Here is a 16,169-nt window from a genome sequence, read left to right on the forward strand (position 1 = left end):
GTACACCTCGGGCACCCGCAGGTCGAAGCTGATCACGACTCGCAGATCCCCGGTGTGCCAAGGCGGTCGCCGCTGCACGTCGACTTGCCTGCGTGACTCCAGGGCGAGTTGGACGAGCCGGCCGAGCGCGCTGTCAATGCGGCGCTGGACGGTGCGCGGATCGACGAACGTCAGGTCCGCGACTTCCTTGATCCGTTCCTGGTACATCTTCGGCACGGTGGCGGCGCTGAGGCCGAGCGCCGCTCGCAGCAGGTACTGCTGGTCGGGGTTGCACTGGGTCACCAGGGCGCTCAACTGGCCGCGCACCTTGCGACGGACGCGCTCGCCCGTGTCACCCTCCTCCACAGCGCACAACCAGCGCAGGCCTTTGCCCACGCGCGGTTCGATGTCGTCCGTCTCGACGCCGAGCCCTTTCCGGAGCGTCTTCAGCTCCCCCAACAGCTGATCGGCGGGAAATCTCATCGCACCTCCGTCGGGAACGGGCGTGAACTCTAGCCCTGTCGATCACCGGCGACATCAGTCAAGTGCAACTCCGGCGTTGATATCACCCGAACGGCTGGTCAGCGCTCCGGCGCCCTGTCCACTTCTGTGTCCCGTTGCTCGGCGTTGTCCGGAATGAGCGCAGCAAGCCGTTCGACCTCCTCCGCCTCGGTCGCACCAAGACGGGTGTAGAGCTCGTGCGCCTGCCGCATCTCCTGCCTTGCCGCGGATGCGTTGCCCAGTGCGGCCGCCGCACGACCGAGACCGGCGTGCGCACGCGCAAGTTCATAGGTGCTCCCCTGCCGCACCGCCGATGCGAGCGCCTGCCGATGCACCTGATCGGCCTGCTGCGGGTCGCCTGCGGCGTTGTGCACTTCGCCGAGGACGTTCAGCGCCATCACCACGTCCAGCTCGGCGTCCGCGGCGGAGAACAGCTCCATCGCCTCGGCGACATAGGTCTTCGCGTCCTCGAACCGGCCCAGTGGGATCGCGAAGACCGCCATGCCGCGCAACGTGATGCCGGCGTTGACGTGCGCCTCGACCTGCCGGTAGTTCGCCAGCGCCAGCGCGGCGATCTCGAGTGCCTCGGTGTGTTTGCCGCGACGGTGCAGCACCCACGCCTCGTTGCCGAGCGCGTTGCTCACCCCCCGCAGGTCGCCGATCTCCTCGAACAGTTCACGGGCACTGACGTAGTGCGGCTCAGCCCCCTCGGCATCGCCGCGTTCGAGCAACGCCATGCCAAGGTTGTTGTGCGTCAACGCTTCCGCTCGCAAGTCACCGAGCCGCCGCGCCGCGACCAGCGCCAGCTCGTGCGTGCCGACCCATGCGTCCCAGTCCTTGGTGAGGAAGAAGAACCCGCGCAACGTATACGCGAGCTGCCAGCGCCGTCCGTCCAGTTCGGACTCGTCGATGCGCAGGAGCTCGACGAACGTGTCACGTCCGGCGTGCAACCAGACGAGTGCTTCCTCGCGGGAGCCGAAATTGTGGACGTGACGCGGGATCCCGTCCAGGCCGACCCGGAACCGGTGCGGTGTGAGCTGCCGGTCCGCCAGCTCCGCGGTGTGCAGGTGATGGTCGAAGTACCTCGTCATCGCCTCGCGGCGCGCGGCGTCGCCGTCTTCCTCGCGCACCAGCTCGGCCGCGTACACCCGCAGCAGGTCGTGCACCTCGATGCGCCCCTGCCCGCGTTCGCGCACCAACCGTGCCCGCGCCAGCACTCCGACCGTCCGGCTCGCTGCGGTCGCAGGAACGTCCAGCAACGCCGCCACCGCGCGCTTGTCGAACTCCCGGCCGGGAACCAGGCCCAGCAACCGGAACAGCCGCGCGGCTTCCGCAGGCAGCTGCCGGTAGGACCATGAGAAAACCGATCGCACAGCAGTGCGCGGGTCGTCGCCGGTGTCGAGCACGTCCAGCCGCGCGTGCTCGTCGTTCAGCTCCTCGACGAGCTCGGCGACCGTGACGTCCGGCGAACTCAGCACAAGCCCGGAAGCGATCCGCAAAGCCAGCGGCAGGTACGCGCACAACCGCGCCAGTTCGACTGCCGTCTCGGGCTCACTGCCCAGCCGCGGCCCGATCAACGTGTGCAGCGCCTGCAACGCCTCCTGCTCGCTGAACACGTCGAGCCGAACCTGCTCGGCCCCTTGATCGACCACGAGCCCGGTCAGGTTCGCCCGGCTGGTGATCACCACCGCACACGACCCGGTACCCGGCAGCAAGGGACGTACTTGATCTTCTGACCGTGCGTTGTCCAGCAACAGCAACAGCCGCCGCCCGCTCACCAGCGACCTGAACACCGCCGTCCGCTCGCCGACCTCGGACGGGATCATCTCCGCCGGCACTCCCAGCGCCCGCAGGAAAGCGGCCAGCGCCTCCCCCGCCGTGACGGGCGCCCCAACCCCGTACCCGGACAGGTCGACGTAGAGCTGTCCGTCCGGGAAGTCCTCCACGACCCGGTGCGCCCAGCACACGGACACGGTCGTCTTCCCCACACCCCCCATGCCGGACACGACCACGAGCGAGCTGACCCCCGTCGGCGCACCGGCCGCGTCCTCCAGGAACGAGTCGAGCGCGGCCAGCGCGTCGGCACGTCCGGTGAACCCCCTAGGCACCGGAGGCAGCTGCCGCGGCACCACCGAATGCTCGCCGGGCGCCGCGTGCAGGTGCACGTCACCCTCGATCGTCCCGGCCTGCACGACCACACCGGAGGACGTACCGCTCATGACGTTGTGAGTCATCGCCCGCTCCCGCGCCGCCGTCCGCCACCACGTGGATCACGAGAGCACACCAGCCATCGACGGGCACACCGCCGTCCGCGCCATGCCCCTTCGCCGGGAATCGGCTCACCGGCCCGGCGCCGGGAACTTGGCGATGATCCGGTCGGCCAGCTCAATCGCGACCCGGTCGACCATCCCAACCAGCTCCGCAGAGGTCAAAGACTCGTCTGCGCCGAGCCTGACCGGCGGCGTGTCGTGCATCGGCATGCTCGCGTAGCTGCTGGTGAGGTCTTGAACCTCCCCTCGTCGCACGAAGCCGACTGGCGCGATACCGGCCGTCGGCACCACCGTCGCGGGAAGAGCCGGGCCGAGACCCGCGAGTGCCGCCAGCATGAGCTGGATCTTGCGCACGGCGTCGTCGCGGATCAGCACCCTGCCGATCCTTGCTTCGGGCAGGGTCATCCACGCGGAGCGTTGACCGGTTCTGAGCACGGCCATCCCACCGCCGGCAGCGTTGTGCGGCGCACGCGACGAGACTCGGACGACCCCGTCTGCCGAAGTCGCGTCGACTCCGGATCGAACGTCCAAGATTCCACACGAACCCGCATAGAGGGCGAGCTGTTCTCCTAGCGCAAGCATCCTGCTCATCGGGATCCTCGCATCACCGACGGGGGCCACGTGCACTTCGAGGGTGCCGGGCCACTGAGACGGCCATGCCCTGTCCAAAGCTTCGATGTCGTCCCGCCACAGGACCTCGACGTCAGCCGGCAGGACCCGCCAGTTCGGCTCGGAGGACCGAGCCGGCGCGGAGATGAGAGAAGACGGGTCGAGCTGTGAGAACGACGGAGGTTGCCCGAGAGCGGGCCTGAGGACCCTCGGGCGGTTGAAGATCACCCTGAGCAGACCGTCGACGCCCTCACGCGACAGCTCGTCGACCTCGTAGTGGTCGACTCCGTTCGGCTGCAGGACGTCCGGAATCTCCGCCACCGCCCCACCGGGCAGGACGACTGCCAGCAGCTTCGGTCGCCACTTCGCGCGGTCGCCTTGCAGGAGGTCGCGGATCACGGACATCTCGGACTGTGCCCCTCGGTTCTCCGCGGGCGCGGCCCTGCCGTCACCTGCGATCTTGCATTGCGGGGACGCCACGATGATCGTGTAGTCCGAACCCGTGATGTGCTCGTGGGCCCAGGCGTACCAGTCCTGCGGCCGGTTTTCAGCCCACTGGTCGAGCTCGGTCCGCACGCCGTGTTGCGTCAGCAACGTCGCGAGAGCCAGAACCTGGTCCTTGTGCCGCTGTGAATCGTGGGTGTAGGCGACGAACACCGTGGGGTGCGGCGCGTCTGAGTCTGAGGCGACCATCGCCGGAAAGCTTAGTCGCCGCGCTTCGGCCTGCGCGCCTGACTTGCGACGTTCGACGTGAGCCGAACGGGGCATTTCCGCGGACGAGCGTCCCGAATCCGTCCTGACCTCCTCTAATGCTTGCGACGGGCCCCTGCACCCGCGCACCACGCGCGGGCATCGCCCGCTAGGGAGTGTTGGAGGAACAGTGTTTCTGCGTTCACGTTCTCGCCTGCGCACCGCGGCCATCGCCGCGGTCGTGGGCGCCGGCGTCCTGACGGCGGCGTCCCCCGCCGCCGCGGCGCCTCTCGCGGGCACACGCGCGTACCTGGTCATCACGGCGCCGGGTGCCACGGCCGGGGCCGCCCAGGCGATTGCGGACAACAGCGGCACGGTGTGGAGCACCTACGACGCGATCGGCGTTATCGTCGCGCACTCCGGTGCCACGGACTTCGCCGGCAACATGCGCGCTGTCAGCGGTGTGCAGAAGGTCGGTGCCACGCGCACGACGGACATCCCCACCGAGGCGGCCAACCCGCCGATCCCGACTGCTCCCTCGCAGGCGACGCCGGCGACGAGCGAGCCGGTGCGCACGGACATGTCGCAGATCGGTGCCGACAAGGCGTGGGCGGTCAACCAGGGCTCGTCGAGCGTCACGGTCGGTGTGCTGGACACGGGTGTCGACGACCTGCACGACGACCTCAAGGCCAACTTCGACTCCGCCAACTCCGCGTCGTGCGCCTACGGCAAGCTCGATACGCGCACGGGTTCGTGGCGGGACACGGACACGCACGGCACGCACGTCGCGGGCACGATCGCGGCGGCCAAGAACGGGCGGGGCGTGGTAGGTGTCGCGCCCGGCGTGAAGATCGCCTCGGTGCGCATCGCGGAGAAGCCGAGCGGGCTGTTCTTCGCCGAGAACACCATCTGCGCCATGGTCTTCTCCGGTGACCGCGGCTTCGAGGTGACCAACAACAGCTACTACACCGACCCGTGGCTGTTCAACTGCCCGGACAACGCCGACCAGGACGCGATCCTGGAGGGCGTGAAGCGCGCGGTGGCCTACGCCGAGGGCAAGGGCGTGCTGAACGTCGCGGCGGCGGGCAACGAGAACTACAACCTCGCGAGCAAGACGCGCGACACCACGAGCCCCAACGACTCCACGCCGGCGCAGCGGAACATCACCAACTCGTGCCTGAGCGTGCCGACCGAGGTCTCCGGCGTCGTCAGCGTCGCGTCGATCACCTCGTCCAACGGCAAGTCGTCGTTCTCCAACTACGGCACCGACAAGATCCACATCGCGGCGCCCGGTGACAGCGTCTACTCCACGGTCCCCGGCGGCCGCTACGGCTCCAAGTCCGGCACGTCGATGGCCTCCCCGCACGTCGCGGGCGTCGCGGCGCTGCTCAAGTCGGCCAACCCGACGGCCACGCCGGCACAGCTGCGGGCCCTGCTCGCGACCCAGGCGGACGACCTGAGCTGCACCGACAGCCGGTGCAGCGGCACGACGGCCAAGAACAACTTCTTCGGCGAGGGCCGCGTCGACGCGCTCGCCGCCGTCGGCACCGGCACGCCCCCTCCCGGCGGCGCCTCGTTCGAGAACACCGCCGACGTCGCGATCCCGGACGCCGGCGCGGCCGTGACCAGCCCGATCACCGTCTCGGGCGTCACGGGCAACGCCCCGGCGACGCTCAAGGTCGACGTCAACATCGTCCACACCCACCGCGGTGACCTGGTCATCGACCTCGTCGCCCCGGACGGCACGGCGTACCGGCTCAAGGGTTCGGGCAGCGACTCGGCCGACGACGTCGTCGCGACGTACACCGTGAACGCCTCCAGCGAGGTCGCGAACGGCACCTGGAACCTGCGGGTGCAGGACGTCGCACGTCAGGACACCGGCTACATCAACTCGTGGAAGGTCACTTTCTGACCGGCATTCGGACGAAAGTCGGCCCGCACGGCTAACTCAGGTCCCCACCAGCAGCGATAGCAGTGACGTGGAACCCGACCTGTGGTCGATGGCCGCGCAGGCCCTCGACGAGCACGAGCACGACCTCGTTCTGGCCCGGCTGGCGGGCGCCGTCGTCCAGCCGGGCCAGACCGCGCGCCTCGCGAGGGGCGAGCGGGACGTCGTGTTCCTGCTGCCCGACCGGCTCGTGCTCGTGCGGCCCGACCCGTTCTGGTCGGGGTCCTACGAGCGGACCGCGATCATGCGCATCATGCTCGCCGCCGGGCACGTGCAGTTCGACGTGACCGGCGGCGACAGCGTCGAGTTCTGGATCGACACCGACCTCTCCCCCGCCGAGCCGTTCATCGAGCAGGCGCAGACGTGGCTGACGCCGAAGAAGTCCTCGTCGGGCGGTGCCGTCGTCGCGTTCGGTCTCGCGATCATCGTCGCGCTGCTGTTCGTCTTCGGCCCGATGGACCTGATGCCGCAGGACGACCGGCTCACCGTCCGGTCGAGCTGCAGCGACTTCCTGCGAGCGGGCGGCGACGAGCAGGTGGAGCTGCTGCGAAGACTCTTCGGTCAGCTGGGCAGACCGGACGAAGCCGAGAAGCCGATCACGCTGGACGCCTCGCGCCGGCACTGCGGTGAGCACGGGTCGTCCACCCTCGACTCGCTCGTCACCGGCAAATGAGACCTACAGTGCTGGTGTGTTCGACACCCGCCAGCTCGAGGTCTTCGCGACGGTCGCCAGGACCGGTTCGTTCAGCGCGGCCGCGCGGGCGTTGCACTGCAGCCAGCCCGCCGTGAGCCAGCAGATGCGCGCGCTGGAACGCCAGGTGGGCGGGCCGTTGTTCGTGCGCACGGGCCGTGGCCTGCACCTCACCGAGGCCGGGCGGATCCTCGCCGAACGGAGCTCGCGCCTGCTCGACGAGCTCGCGGTGACTCACCAGCAGGTCAGCGCCGTCGCCACGCACGACATCGGCACCATCCGCATCTGCGCGTTCCCGAGCGCCAACGTCGCCCTGGTGCCCGCGGCGGCCGCGATCCTCGCCCAGGAACGTCCCGGCCTGCGCCTGGAACTGGTCGAGGAGGAACCGCCGGAGTCGTTCGCGCTGCTCAGGAGCGGCGAGGTCGACGTCGTGATCAGCTTCAGCTACCGGGACGAACCGCAGGACGACACCGCGGTCAACGGGATGCTGCGGGTGCCGTTGCTGCGCGAACCGCTCGCGTTGCTCGTCCCGGCCGGCCACCGGCTCGCGGGCCGCGGTCGAGTCTCGCTCGCGGATGCCGCGGAGGAACGCTGGATCGCCGGTTGTGTCCGGTGCCAGAGCGCCGTCCACCAAGCCTGCGCGGCGGCCGGGTTCGTGCCCGACATCACCTGCTCCACCGACGACAACCTGGCGATCCAGAGCCTCGTCACGGCCGGGCTGGGCGTGGCGCTCGTGCCGCGGTTGCTGCTGTCGTTCCTGCAGCACCCGGGCTTGACGGCGGTCGACGTGGAGTCGTCGGCGGAGCGGCTCACCGCCCTCTACACGTGGCCGGACCTGATCAAGCTGCCGATCATGCGGGCCACCGTGGACGCGCTCATCTCCGCGTCGGCCGCGAAGGCATAAGCCAGACTTATACGGCCCCAAGAAATCACCATCTACTGCGCATAGGCGACGACCCCCACCGTTGCGGTCATGGGGATCACCAGGACCACTCCGCGCACGTCCGGCTCCGCGGTGCCCGGACTCGTCCTGGTCGCCGCGGGTGTCGCGGTCGCGATGGCCGTGTCCCTCGTGCAGCCGTCGGTCAGCGCGCTGACGGTGGCGGTGCTGCTCGGGGCCGTCGTGGCCAACGTGATGACGCTGCCGCAGTCGATGACCCCCGGCATCAAGCTGGCGGGCCGCCGGCTGCTGCGGCTCGGTGTGGTGCTGCTCGGGCTGAAGCTGGTCTTCCAGGACGTCCTCAAGCTCGGCTACGAGATCCTGGCGCTCGCCGTCGTGGCCGTGGTGGTGACGTTCGTGGTGACGCGGTGGCTCGGCCGGGTGCTCGGCGTGAGCGAGGGCCTGTCGCTGCTGATCGCCACCGGGTTCTCGATCTGCGGCGCCTCCGCGGTCGCCGCGATGAACAGCGTCCGCGAACAGGACGAGGAGGACGTCGCCAAGGCGCTCGGACTGGTCACGCTCTTCGGCACGATCGCGATGTTCAGCCTGCCCGCGCTCTACTCGCTGACCAGCCTCTCGCCTGCCCAGTACGGCGTGTGGGCGGGCGGCAGCGTGCACGAGGTCGCGCAGGTCGTGGCCGCCGCCGGACCGGTCAGCGGTGCACTCGCCATCGCCGTGGCGGTGAAGCTGACGCGAGTGGTGCTGCTCGCACCGATGCTCGCCGCGGTGAGCTTCGCCGAACGGCTCAAGTACCCGGCCACCGGCCAACGCCCGCCTCTCGTGCCGTTGTTCGTGCTCGGCTTCCTCGCGATGGCGGCGGTGCGCGCGACCGGTCTGCTGCCCGAGGTCGTGCTGACGACGGCGACGTTCGTGGACAACGTGCTGCTGGCGGCGGGCATGTTCGCGCTCGGCACGGCCGTGCGCCTGCGTTCCCTGCTCCGCTCCGGCCCGGCGGTGCTGCTGCTGGGCCTGCTCTCCACGGTGCTGATCACCGTCCTGGTGCTGACGGGAACGGTGCTGGTCAGCTGATCCCTCGAAGGAGGAGCCGCTCATGACGCACAGCCTGCTCTCCCCCACGGCCACGCTCCTGGTGGGTTCGCTCCGGGCCGCGATCGCGCGCGGCGGCGACGACGAGGCCGTCGCCGCACGGGTGTCGCGGACGCTCGCCGGGCACCTGACCGACCCGTTCCTGCTGAGCGCCGCGCAACGCGAACCCGACCCCACCGCCTACCGCCAGCACGTCCTGCACGTCGAACCCGACGGCAGCTTCTCCGTCGTGGGACTGGTCTGGCTGCCCGGTCAGGAGACGTGCATCCACGACCACGTGTCGTGGTGCGTCGTCGGCACGTACGTCGGAGAAGAAGAGGAGACCACCTACCGGCTGCGTGGCGACCGGCTGATCCCGTTGCGCGTCAACAAGACCCCGGAAGGCGTCGCGTCCCACCTCGTGCCGCCGGGCGACATCCACAAGGTGTGCAACAACTCCAGCTCGGTGGCGATCTCGATCCACGTCTACGGCGCGGACATCGGCGTGCTGGGCAGCAGCATCCGGCGGCGCTACGACCAGCCCGTCAGGGCTTGGTGATCCCCCGCTCGATCGCGCCGCAGGCGAAGTCGACCAGCCGGTCCGGCTCGACCCCGTTGATGCGGGCGCCCTGCAGCAGCAGGTCGTCCGCGAGGCCGATCAGCGTGTCCCACACCCAGTGCGGCAGCGCCGGGTCGTCCACCAGCTCCCGGCCGGACGCCTCGGCCGTCTCCCGCAACGCCTTCGCGAGCGCCTTCAGCGTCTCGCGGTAGTCCCGCGCCGACCCGGAGACCTCCTTGCCACGGCGGCCGCCGGAGAGCACCTTCGCCTCCCACTGCGCCGCGGACCGCCCGAACCGGCGCCAGAACTCCGTGACGAGCGGCTGGACCTCCTTCAGCACACCGACGACGCCGAGACCCCGGTCGACCGAGGCGAGGGCGCGTTGCAGCTCGTCGTGGCGGCGTTCCATCAACGCCGCGAACACGTCCTCCTTGCCGGAGAAGTACTGGTAGACGGTGCCGGAGCTGACGCCCGCGCCCACCGCGACCGCGCGCATGGTCAGGCCCGCGTAGCCCTGCTCCTCCAGGATCAGCTCGGCCGACGACAGGATGTCCCGCCGCCTGCCCTCCGCGTCCCCCCACGCCGTCTGCTCGGTGCCCACCCCCGCAGCCTACTTCGAACAACGTTCAGAACCATATTGAACGTTGTTCGGTTTACCCCTACCGTGGTGGGCGCGGAGGTGAGCGCGTGGACCACCTGGACACCCTGGAAGCGGAGAGCATCGACGTCTTCCGCGAGGCCGTGGCGGAGAGCGAACGACCGGTGCTGCTGTACTCCATCGGCAAGGACAGCTCGGTGCTGCTCCACCTGGCACGCAAGGCCTTCCACCCGTCGAAGCCGCCGTTCCCGCTGCTGCACGTCGACACCACGTGGAAGTTCCGCGAGATGATCGCGTTCCGGGACGCCACGGCGCGCCAGCTCGGCCTGGAGCTGATCGTGCACCGCAACCCGGACTGCGTGGCGGCGGGCATCAACCCGTTCGACCACGGCTCCGCCCGGCACACCGACCTGTGGAAGACCCAGGGCCTGCGGCAGGCGCTCGACGAGCACCGCTTCGACCTCGCGTTCGGCGGCGCCCGCCGGGACGAGGAAGCCTCCCGGGCCAAGGAAAGGGTCTTCTCGTTCCGCACGGCGCAGCACCGGTGGGACCCCAGGAACCAGCGGCCCGAGCTGTGGCGGCTCTACAACACGCGGGTCGCGCCCGGCGAGAGCATCCGGGTCTTCCCGCTATCCAACTGGACCGAGCTCGACGTCTGGCGGTACGTCGAACGCGAGCGGATTCCCGTGGTGCCGCTGTACTTCGCCGCCCCGCGCCCCGTCGTCGACCGCGACGGCCTGCTGATCATGGTCGACGACGGGCGCATGCCGTTGACCGAGGAACCGCGCCAGGAGCTCGTCCGGTTCCGGACGCTCGGCTGCTACCCGCTGACCGGTGCCGTGCGCAGCGAGGCGCGGACCGTGGCGGAGATCGTCGAGGAGATGCGGACCGCGACGACGTCCGAACGCCAGGGCCGGCTGATCGACCACGACGGGAGCGGGTCCATGGAGCGCAAGAAGCGGGAGGGCTACTTCTGATGGAGCTCCTGCGGTTCATCACCTGCGGCAGCGTCGACGACGGCAAGAGCACGCTGATCGGCCGCCTGCTGTACGAGTCGAAACTGCTGTACGCCGACCACCTGGCGGCCTTGGAGGCCGACTCGCGGCGGGTCGGCACCCGCGGCGGCGAACTGGACTTCGCACTGCTCGTGGACGGACTGGCCGCCGAACGCGAGCAGGGCATCACCATCGACGTCGCCTACCGGTTCTTCGCCACCGAGGCGCGGCGCTTCATCGTCGCGGACACGCCGGGCCACGAGCAGTACACGCGCAACATGGCCACGGGCGCGTCCACGGCCGAGGCGGCGGTCATCCTGCTCGACGCGCGCAAGGGTGTGCTCGACCAGACCCGCCGGCACGCCAGGATCGTGTCGCTGATGGGCATCCGGCACGTGGTGCTGGCCGTGAACAAGCTCGACCTCGTCGGCTACTCCCGCGAGGTCTTCGACCGGGTCAGCGGGGCGTTCGCGGAGTTCGCCGCCGAACTGGACCTCACCGAGATCACCGGCGTGCCGATGTCCGCGACCGAGGGCGTGAACGTGGTCGACCGCAGCGAGCTGACGCCGTGGTATGACGGGCCGACGTTGTTGCAGTGGCTGGAAACGGTCGACACCGGCAAAAAGTCGGACGGCCCGTCGCGGTTCCTCGTGCAGTGGGTCAACCGGCCGGACTCGGCGTTCCGCGGCTTCTCCGGACGGGTGCTGGGCGGCACGCTGCGCGCCGGCGACGAGGTCTGCGCGAACGGCCGCAAGTCCACTGTGGAGCGCATCGTCACGATGGACGGCGATCTCTCCACAGCACCAACGGGTTCGTCGGTCACCGTCGTGCTCGCCGACGACGTGGACGTGAGCCGCGGTGACGTGCTGGCCGCCGCGTCGGACCCGCCGGGCGTCGCCGACTCGTTCCAGGCGCACCTCGTGTGGATGGACGAGACGGGCCTGCTGCCCGGCAGGCAGTACCTCGCCAAGATCGGCGCCCGCACGGTCGGGTTCACCGCGACCAAGGCGTTGCGGCTCAACGAGATCGGCGTCGACACCGTGCACTTCGACGCGCCCGTGCCGTTCGAGGGCTACCGGACGAACCGCGACCTCGGGTCGTTCGTCGTGCTGGACCGGCTCTCCAACGCCACGGTCGGCGCCGGGATGATCGACTTCGCGCTGCGGCCGGCGAACGTCCGCTGGCAGACCCTCACCGTCGACAAGCGGGCACGGGTCGCGCGCAACGGGCACCGGCCGTGCGTGGTGTGGCTGACCGGGCTGTCGGGAGCGGGCAAGTCCACGATCGCCGACCTGGTCGAGAAGGCGCTGCACGCCGAGGGCAGGCACACGTTCCTGCTGGACGGCGACAACGTGCGGCACGGCCTGAACTCCGACCTCGGGTTCAGCAACGCCGACCGCGTCGAGAACATCCGGCGCATCGCCGAGGTGGCCGCGCTGATGGTCGACGCCGGGCTGATCGTGCTGGTCTCGTTCATCTCGCCGTTCCGGGCGGAACGGGCGCTCGCCCGCGACCTGGTCGGCGAGAACGAGTTCTGCGAGGTCTTCGTGGACACCCCGCTGGAGGTCGCGGAGCGGCGCGACCCGAAGGGCCTGTACCGCAAGGCCCGGCGCGGCGAGCTGCCGAACTTCACCGGCATCGACTCGCCCTACGAACCACCGGCCGAGCCCGAAGTCCGGCTCGACACGACAGCACTCAGCCCGGAAGCGGCCGCAGGGGTCGTGGTGGCCAGGCTTCGCGCGCTCGGCGTCTGTTGAACGTTGTCCGGAATCGTGTACGTTCCACTAGAACACGTTCTAAATTCGGGAGGCGGTCGTGCCGGACCAGGCGTGGTCGGAGTTCTGCCGGGCACTGGAGAAAGCCGGTGAGGTGGTCCTCTCCGGGCCGGACACGCCGCTGGACCGCGCGGAGGGGTACCGCTACCTCGCCCGGCTCACCCGCGAGATGCTCTACTCCTGCCTGGACAACGCCGATCCCGACTTCCCGCGCTTCCACGAGCTCGACCTCGTGAAGATCGGCGCGGACAACCCGGACAACGTCTACCTGTCCGCGAACATCCGGGGCGACCGCACCTATCGGATCACCGGCGAGCGCGGCACCATCGCGTACTTCAGCATCGGCTCCAAGGCCAACCGGTACGCCAAGGACGGCACGATGGCGTCGACCGGGGAGCTGTCCGACGCCGACCTGGCGGTCGCGCCCGACGGCACGGTGGAGATCATCGCGAGCGCCACCGAACAGCCCGGCAACTGGCTGCCGCTGGCCCCCGACTCCACCGGGCTCGTCGTCCGCCAGACGTACCTCGACCGCACCACCGAGACACCGGGCTCCTGGCACATCGAGCAGGTCGGCGGGCCCTCGACGCCGGCGGGCCTGACACCCGAGTTCCTGGCCAAGGCGTTGCAACGCGCATCCCTGTCCGTGCACGGAACCGCGGCCACGTTCGCGCACTGGACCCGCACGTTCATGGCGCGCCCCAACGAGCTGCCCGACTTCGGCCAGGACATGTTCCAGCGCGCCGGCGGCGACCCGGAGATCTTCTACCTGCACGGCTACTGGACGCTCAAGCCCGGCGAGGCCTGGGTGGTCGAGACCGACGTGCCCGACTGCCCGTACTGGAACTTCCAGCTGGACAACTGGTGGATGGAGTCGCTCGACCACCGCCGCCGGATCACCGTCAACAAGCACACCGCGGCGCTCTCGCCCGACGGCCGCCTGACGATCGTCGTGGCCGCGGAGGACCCCGGCGTCGGCAACTGGGTCGACACCTGCGGCCACGACTCCGGCACGGCGTTGCTGCGCTGGCTCGGCGCCGCCGAACACCCGATCCCGAAGTGCCGCGTGGTGCCCCTGGAGGAGGTCCGATGACGGTCACCACCGAGCTGAACGTCTCCGAGCTGGTCGAGAAGGCCCGGGCGAAGACCGGTCTCTCCGACTTCGGCGACGACTGGTTCCGCGAGCCCCTGGACGTGCTCGTCCGCAGCCTCAACACCGAGGCCGCGCTGTCACCGTTGGGCTACGAGCTGACCAAGCACCGCCTCACCGCGCTGCTCTCGGACCGGTTGCGGCTGCGCGGGCTGCAGCGCGCGAACCCCGAGGTGCTCGACGTCGACGTGCGGGTGGCGGCGGAGATCTGCGGCCTGCCGCGCACCGGTTCGACGCTGCTGCACCGGTTGCTGTCGGCCTCCCCGCAGGTCACGTCCACGCTGTCGTGGGAGGTCGCGTACCCGCTGCCGTTCCCCGGCGAGAGCCCCGCGGCCGAGCTGCGCAAGAACCGGGCCAGGGAACGGATGCAGGTCTTCGCGCAGCTCTCCCCCGACTTCGGCGACCTGCACACGGTGGTGTGGGACGGGCCGGAGGAAGACGTGATCCTGCTCGACCGGACGTTCGTGTCGATGAGCTTCGACTCGTTCTACCGGGTGCCTGCCTACGGCGACTGGCTTCGCTCGGCCGACCACCGGCCCGCCTACCGCGAGCTGCGCGAGTGGCTCCAGGTGTTGCAGTGGCAGAACCCCGGCCGCACCCAGCCGTGGGTGCTCAAGTCGCCGCACCACCTGACCGCCGTCGACACGGTCCTGGACGAGTTCCCGACGTGCAAGATCGTGATGACGCACCGGTCACCGGTGAACGCCGTCCCGTCGTACGCCTCGATGGTGCGCGCGATGTCCTCGCAGTACAGCGACAACGCCGATCCCGTCCTCATCGGACGGTACTGGTCGCGGCGGTTCGCCAAGACTTTGCAGGACTTCGCCTCCGCACGACAGGCGCGACCCGGCCGGTTCGTCGACGTGCGGTTCGCCGACACCGTCGGCAAACCCGTCGAGGTGGCCCGGCAGGTGCTCGACGAGCTGGGCCTGCCCGCCGGACCCGCCGACGACGCGGCGTTCGAGGCGTACCTGGCGCACAACCGCACCGAACGGCACGGCTCGCACTCCTACACGCCCGAGGACTTCGGCCTGTCCGAGGACCGGCTGCGGCGTGACTTCGCCTTCTACACGGAGGTCTACCTGTGATGCTCCAGGACGAGGTCGTGGTCGTCACCGGCGTCGGTCCCGGCCTCGGCTCGAAGCTGGCCGTCCGCGCCGCGGCCGAGGGGGCGAAGGTCGTCATGGCCGCGCGCTCCGCCGACGTGATGAAGCAGGTCGAGAAGGACGTGCTGGGCGCCGGCGGCGAGGCCGTCGGCGTGCAGTGCGACGTCCGGCGGCCCGAGGACGTCGAGAAGCTGGTCGGGACGGCGGTGGACCGGTTCGGCACGATCACCGGCCTGGTGAACTCGGCGTTCGGGCACCCCGGGTTCGCCGACCTGCTGGAGACGCCGGAGAAGGCGATCCGGCGGTCGATGGACATCATCCTGTTCGGCGCGCTGAACGTGACCCGCGCGGTCGTGCCGCACATGAAGGCCGCCGGGCGGGGTTCGATCGTCAACATCGGCACGATGACCACCCGCAAGCCGATGCGCGGCGAGGCCGGGTACGCGGTCGCGAAGGCCGCGATGGCGACCGCGACCCAGTTCCTGGCGCTGGAGCTGGGCGAGCACGGCATCCGCGCGAACCAGGCCGTCCTGGGCTGGCTCGACGGGCCGGGCGTCCGCTTCTACCTCAAGCTCACCGCGGACGCGCGCGGACTGTCCGAACAGGACGTCTACGACGAGATCGCCGCGCGCAACCCGCTGGGCCGCATCCCGGCCGACGAGGCGTGCGCGGGCGCGGTGCTGTTCCTGCTGTCCCGGCTGGCCTCCGAGGTCACCGGCGCGGTCCTGGACGTCAACGGCGGGGAGTACATGCCGGCATGAGCGACCTGCTGATCGAGTCCGTGACCGTGGAGATCGACGCGCCCGCCGAGTTCGCCTGGGCGGTCCTGCTCGACTACCCGAACTACCCGCGCTGGAACCCGTACACCGTCGCCGTCGACACGACGCTGGAGATCGGCACGCCGATCGACCTCACCCTGCCCAAGCCCGACGGCGGCGAGGGCACGTGGGTGAGCCGCGAGTACGTCCGCGCCGTCGAGCCGCCCCGGCTGCTGCGCTACGACACCGGCGACACGTTCCCCGGCCTGCTCGGCGTGCGCGACCAGGTGATCACGCCGCTCGGGCCGGACCGGTGCGGCTACCGGACGTTCGAGACGTTCACCGGCGAGTACGCGGAGGCCGTGTTCGCCGCTCAGGGCGCCTACGTCAAGAACGGCTTCGACTCGGTCGCGCACGCGCTGCGGGAGAGGGTGGCGGCGCTCATCGCGACGCGCTGAGCAGTTCGTCGACCCGGCGGTACCGGCACCCCGTTGGACCATTCGTGGGTATTGCGGACGCCGCCCGACACACATCGCGCCCGGCGGGCGAGGTAGGAGGTGAGTGCTCCCCCGAC

The 16,169-nt window shown here is 70.0% G+C and carries 14 protein-coding genes and 1 pseudogene; 11 read left to right on the top strand and 4 right to left on the bottom strand.

Annotated features, from left to right (window positions below):
* The 3 genes and pseudogenes from VF330_RS30965 to VF330_RS30975 all read right to left on the bottom strand — a co-directional run.
* Positions 1–462: pseudogene (locus VF330_RS30965) on the bottom strand (hypothetical protein); the annotation flags it as partial.
* Between the two features lie 98 nt (positions 463–560).
* Complete coding sequence (locus VF330_RS30970) at positions 561–2,714, bottom strand: tetratricopeptide repeat protein (RefSeq protein ID WP_330855240.1); 2,154 nt, start codon at positions 2,712–2,714, stop codon at positions 561–563.
* A gap of 105 nt (positions 2,715–2,819) precedes the next feature.
* On the bottom strand, positions 2,820–4,016 hold the full coding sequence (locus VF330_RS30975) for an SEFIR domain-containing protein (protein ID WP_330855241.1): 1,197 nt from the start codon (positions 4,014–4,016) through the stop codon (positions 2,820–2,822).
* 223 nt (positions 4,017–4,239) lie between these two features.
* Here VF330_RS30975 and VF330_RS30980 point away from each other — a divergent pair, with 223 nt between their 5' ends.
* The 5 genes from VF330_RS30980 (at position 4,240) to VF330_RS31000 (ending at position 9,213) form a co-directional block, all read left to right on the top strand.
* The gene (locus tag VF330_RS30980) at positions 4,240–5,961 is read left to right on the top strand and encodes a S8 family peptidase (RefSeq protein ID WP_330855242.1); all 1,722 of its coding nucleotides are present in this window, start codon (positions 4,240–4,242) and stop codon (positions 5,959–5,961) included.
* Between the two features lie 67 nt (positions 5,962–6,028).
* On the top strand, positions 6,029–6,670 hold the full coding sequence (locus tag VF330_RS30985; protein WP_330855243.1) for a hypothetical protein: 642 nt from the start codon (positions 6,029–6,031) through the stop codon (positions 6,668–6,670).
* A 16-nt stretch (positions 6,671–6,686) separates the two neighbouring features.
* Positions 6,687–7,592 (top strand): LysR family transcriptional regulator, encoded by a 906-nt coding sequence (locus VF330_RS30990; RefSeq protein WP_330855244.1) that lies wholly within the window; start codon positions 6,687–6,689, stop codon positions 7,590–7,592.
* 69 nt (positions 7,593–7,661) lie between these two features.
* Positions 7,662–8,657 carry a YeiH family protein gene (locus VF330_RS30995; protein WP_330855245.1) on the top strand — a complete coding sequence of 332 codons (996 nt, stop codon included), beginning with the start codon at positions 7,662–7,664 and terminating at the stop codon, positions 8,655–8,657.
* A gap of 22 nt (positions 8,658–8,679) precedes the next feature.
* Complete coding sequence (locus VF330_RS31000) at positions 8,680–9,213, top strand: cysteine dioxygenase family protein (protein ID WP_330855246.1); 534 nt, start codon at positions 8,680–8,682, stop codon at positions 9,211–9,213.
* Here VF330_RS31000 and VF330_RS31005 read toward each other — a convergent pair.
* The gene (locus VF330_RS31005; RefSeq protein WP_330855247.1) at positions 9,200–9,814 is read right to left on the bottom strand and encodes a TetR/AcrR family transcriptional regulator; all 615 of its coding nucleotides are present in this window, start codon (positions 9,812–9,814) and stop codon (positions 9,200–9,202) included. The genes VF330_RS31000 and VF330_RS31005 overlap by 14 nt on opposite strands.
* A 35-nt stretch (positions 9,815–9,849) precedes the next feature.
* Here VF330_RS31005 and cysD point away from each other — a divergent pair, with 35 nt between their 5' ends.
* Genes cysD through VF330_RS31035 form a run of 6 tightly spaced genes read left to right on the top strand, consistent with a single transcriptional unit; the run spans position 9,850 to position 16,053 of the window.
* Entirely contained in the window at positions 9,850–10,788 is a 939-nt protein-coding gene (cysD, locus tag VF330_RS31010; protein ID WP_349257473.1) for a sulfate adenylyltransferase subunit CysD, read from the top strand.
* Positions 10,788–12,563 (top strand): adenylyl-sulfate kinase, encoded by a 1,776-nt coding sequence (gene cysC, locus VF330_RS31015; protein WP_330855249.1) that lies wholly within the window; start codon positions 10,788–10,790, stop codon positions 12,561–12,563. Before cysD ends, cysC begins: the two co-directional genes overlap by 1 nt.
* A gap of 58 nt (positions 12,564–12,621) precedes the next feature.
* Complete coding sequence (locus tag VF330_RS31020; RefSeq protein WP_330855250.1) at positions 12,622–13,674, top strand: DUF1214 domain-containing protein; 1,053 nt, start codon at positions 12,622–12,624, stop codon at positions 13,672–13,674.
* Positions 13,671–14,819 carry a sulfotransferase gene (locus VF330_RS31025; RefSeq protein WP_330855251.1) on the top strand — a complete coding sequence of 383 codons (1,149 nt, stop codon included), beginning with the start codon at positions 13,671–13,673 and terminating at the stop codon, positions 14,817–14,819. The genes VF330_RS31020 and VF330_RS31025 overlap by 4 nt, the downstream gene beginning before the upstream one ends.
* Positions 14,819–15,598, top strand: coding sequence for an SDR family oxidoreductase (locus tag VF330_RS31030; RefSeq protein WP_330855252.1), 780 nt, complete (start codon positions 14,819–14,821; stop codon positions 15,596–15,598). Before VF330_RS31025 ends, VF330_RS31030 begins: the two co-directional genes overlap by 1 nt.
* Positions 15,595–16,053, top strand: coding sequence for an SRPBCC domain-containing protein (locus tag VF330_RS31035; RefSeq protein ID WP_330855253.1), 459 nt, complete (start codon positions 15,595–15,597; stop codon positions 16,051–16,053). The genes VF330_RS31030 and VF330_RS31035 overlap by 4 nt, the downstream gene beginning before the upstream one ends.
* Positions 16,054–16,169: the final 116 nt, after the last annotated feature.

The sequence above is a fragment of the Lentzea sp. genome (genome assembly GCF_036380075.1).
Classification (GTDB): Bacteria; Actinomycetota; Actinomycetes; order Mycobacteriales; family Pseudonocardiaceae; genus Lentzea.

Excerpts from the sequence above, each read along its gene's own strand:
- VF330_RS31000 (WP_330855246.1), top strand. The coding sequence starts at position 8,680 with ATGACGCACAGCCTGCTCTCCCCCACGGCCACGCTCCTGGTGGGTTCG.
- cysC (WP_330855249.1), top strand. The coding sequence starts at position 10,788 with ATGGAGCTCCTGCGGTTCATCACCTGCGGCAGCGTCGACGACGGCAAG.
- VF330_RS31030 (WP_330855252.1), top strand. The coding sequence starts at position 14,819 with ATGCTCCAGGACGAGGTCGTGGTCGTCACCGGCGTCGGTCCCGGCCTC.
- VF330_RS31035 (WP_330855253.1), top strand. The coding sequence starts at position 15,595 with ATGAGCGACCTGCTGATCGAGTCCGTGACCGTGGAGATCGACGCGCCC.
- VF330_RS30995 (WP_330855245.1), top strand. The coding sequence starts at position 7,662 with ATGGGGATCACCAGGACCACTCCGCGCACGTCCGGCTCCGCGGTGCCC.
- VF330_RS31025 (WP_330855251.1), top strand. The coding sequence starts at position 13,671 with ATGACGGTCACCACCGAGCTGAACGTCTCCGAGCTGGTCGAGAAGGCC.
- VF330_RS30970 (WP_330855240.1), bottom strand. The coding sequence starts at position 2,714 with ATGACTCACAACGTCATGAGCGGTACGTCCTCCGGTGTGGTCGTGCAG.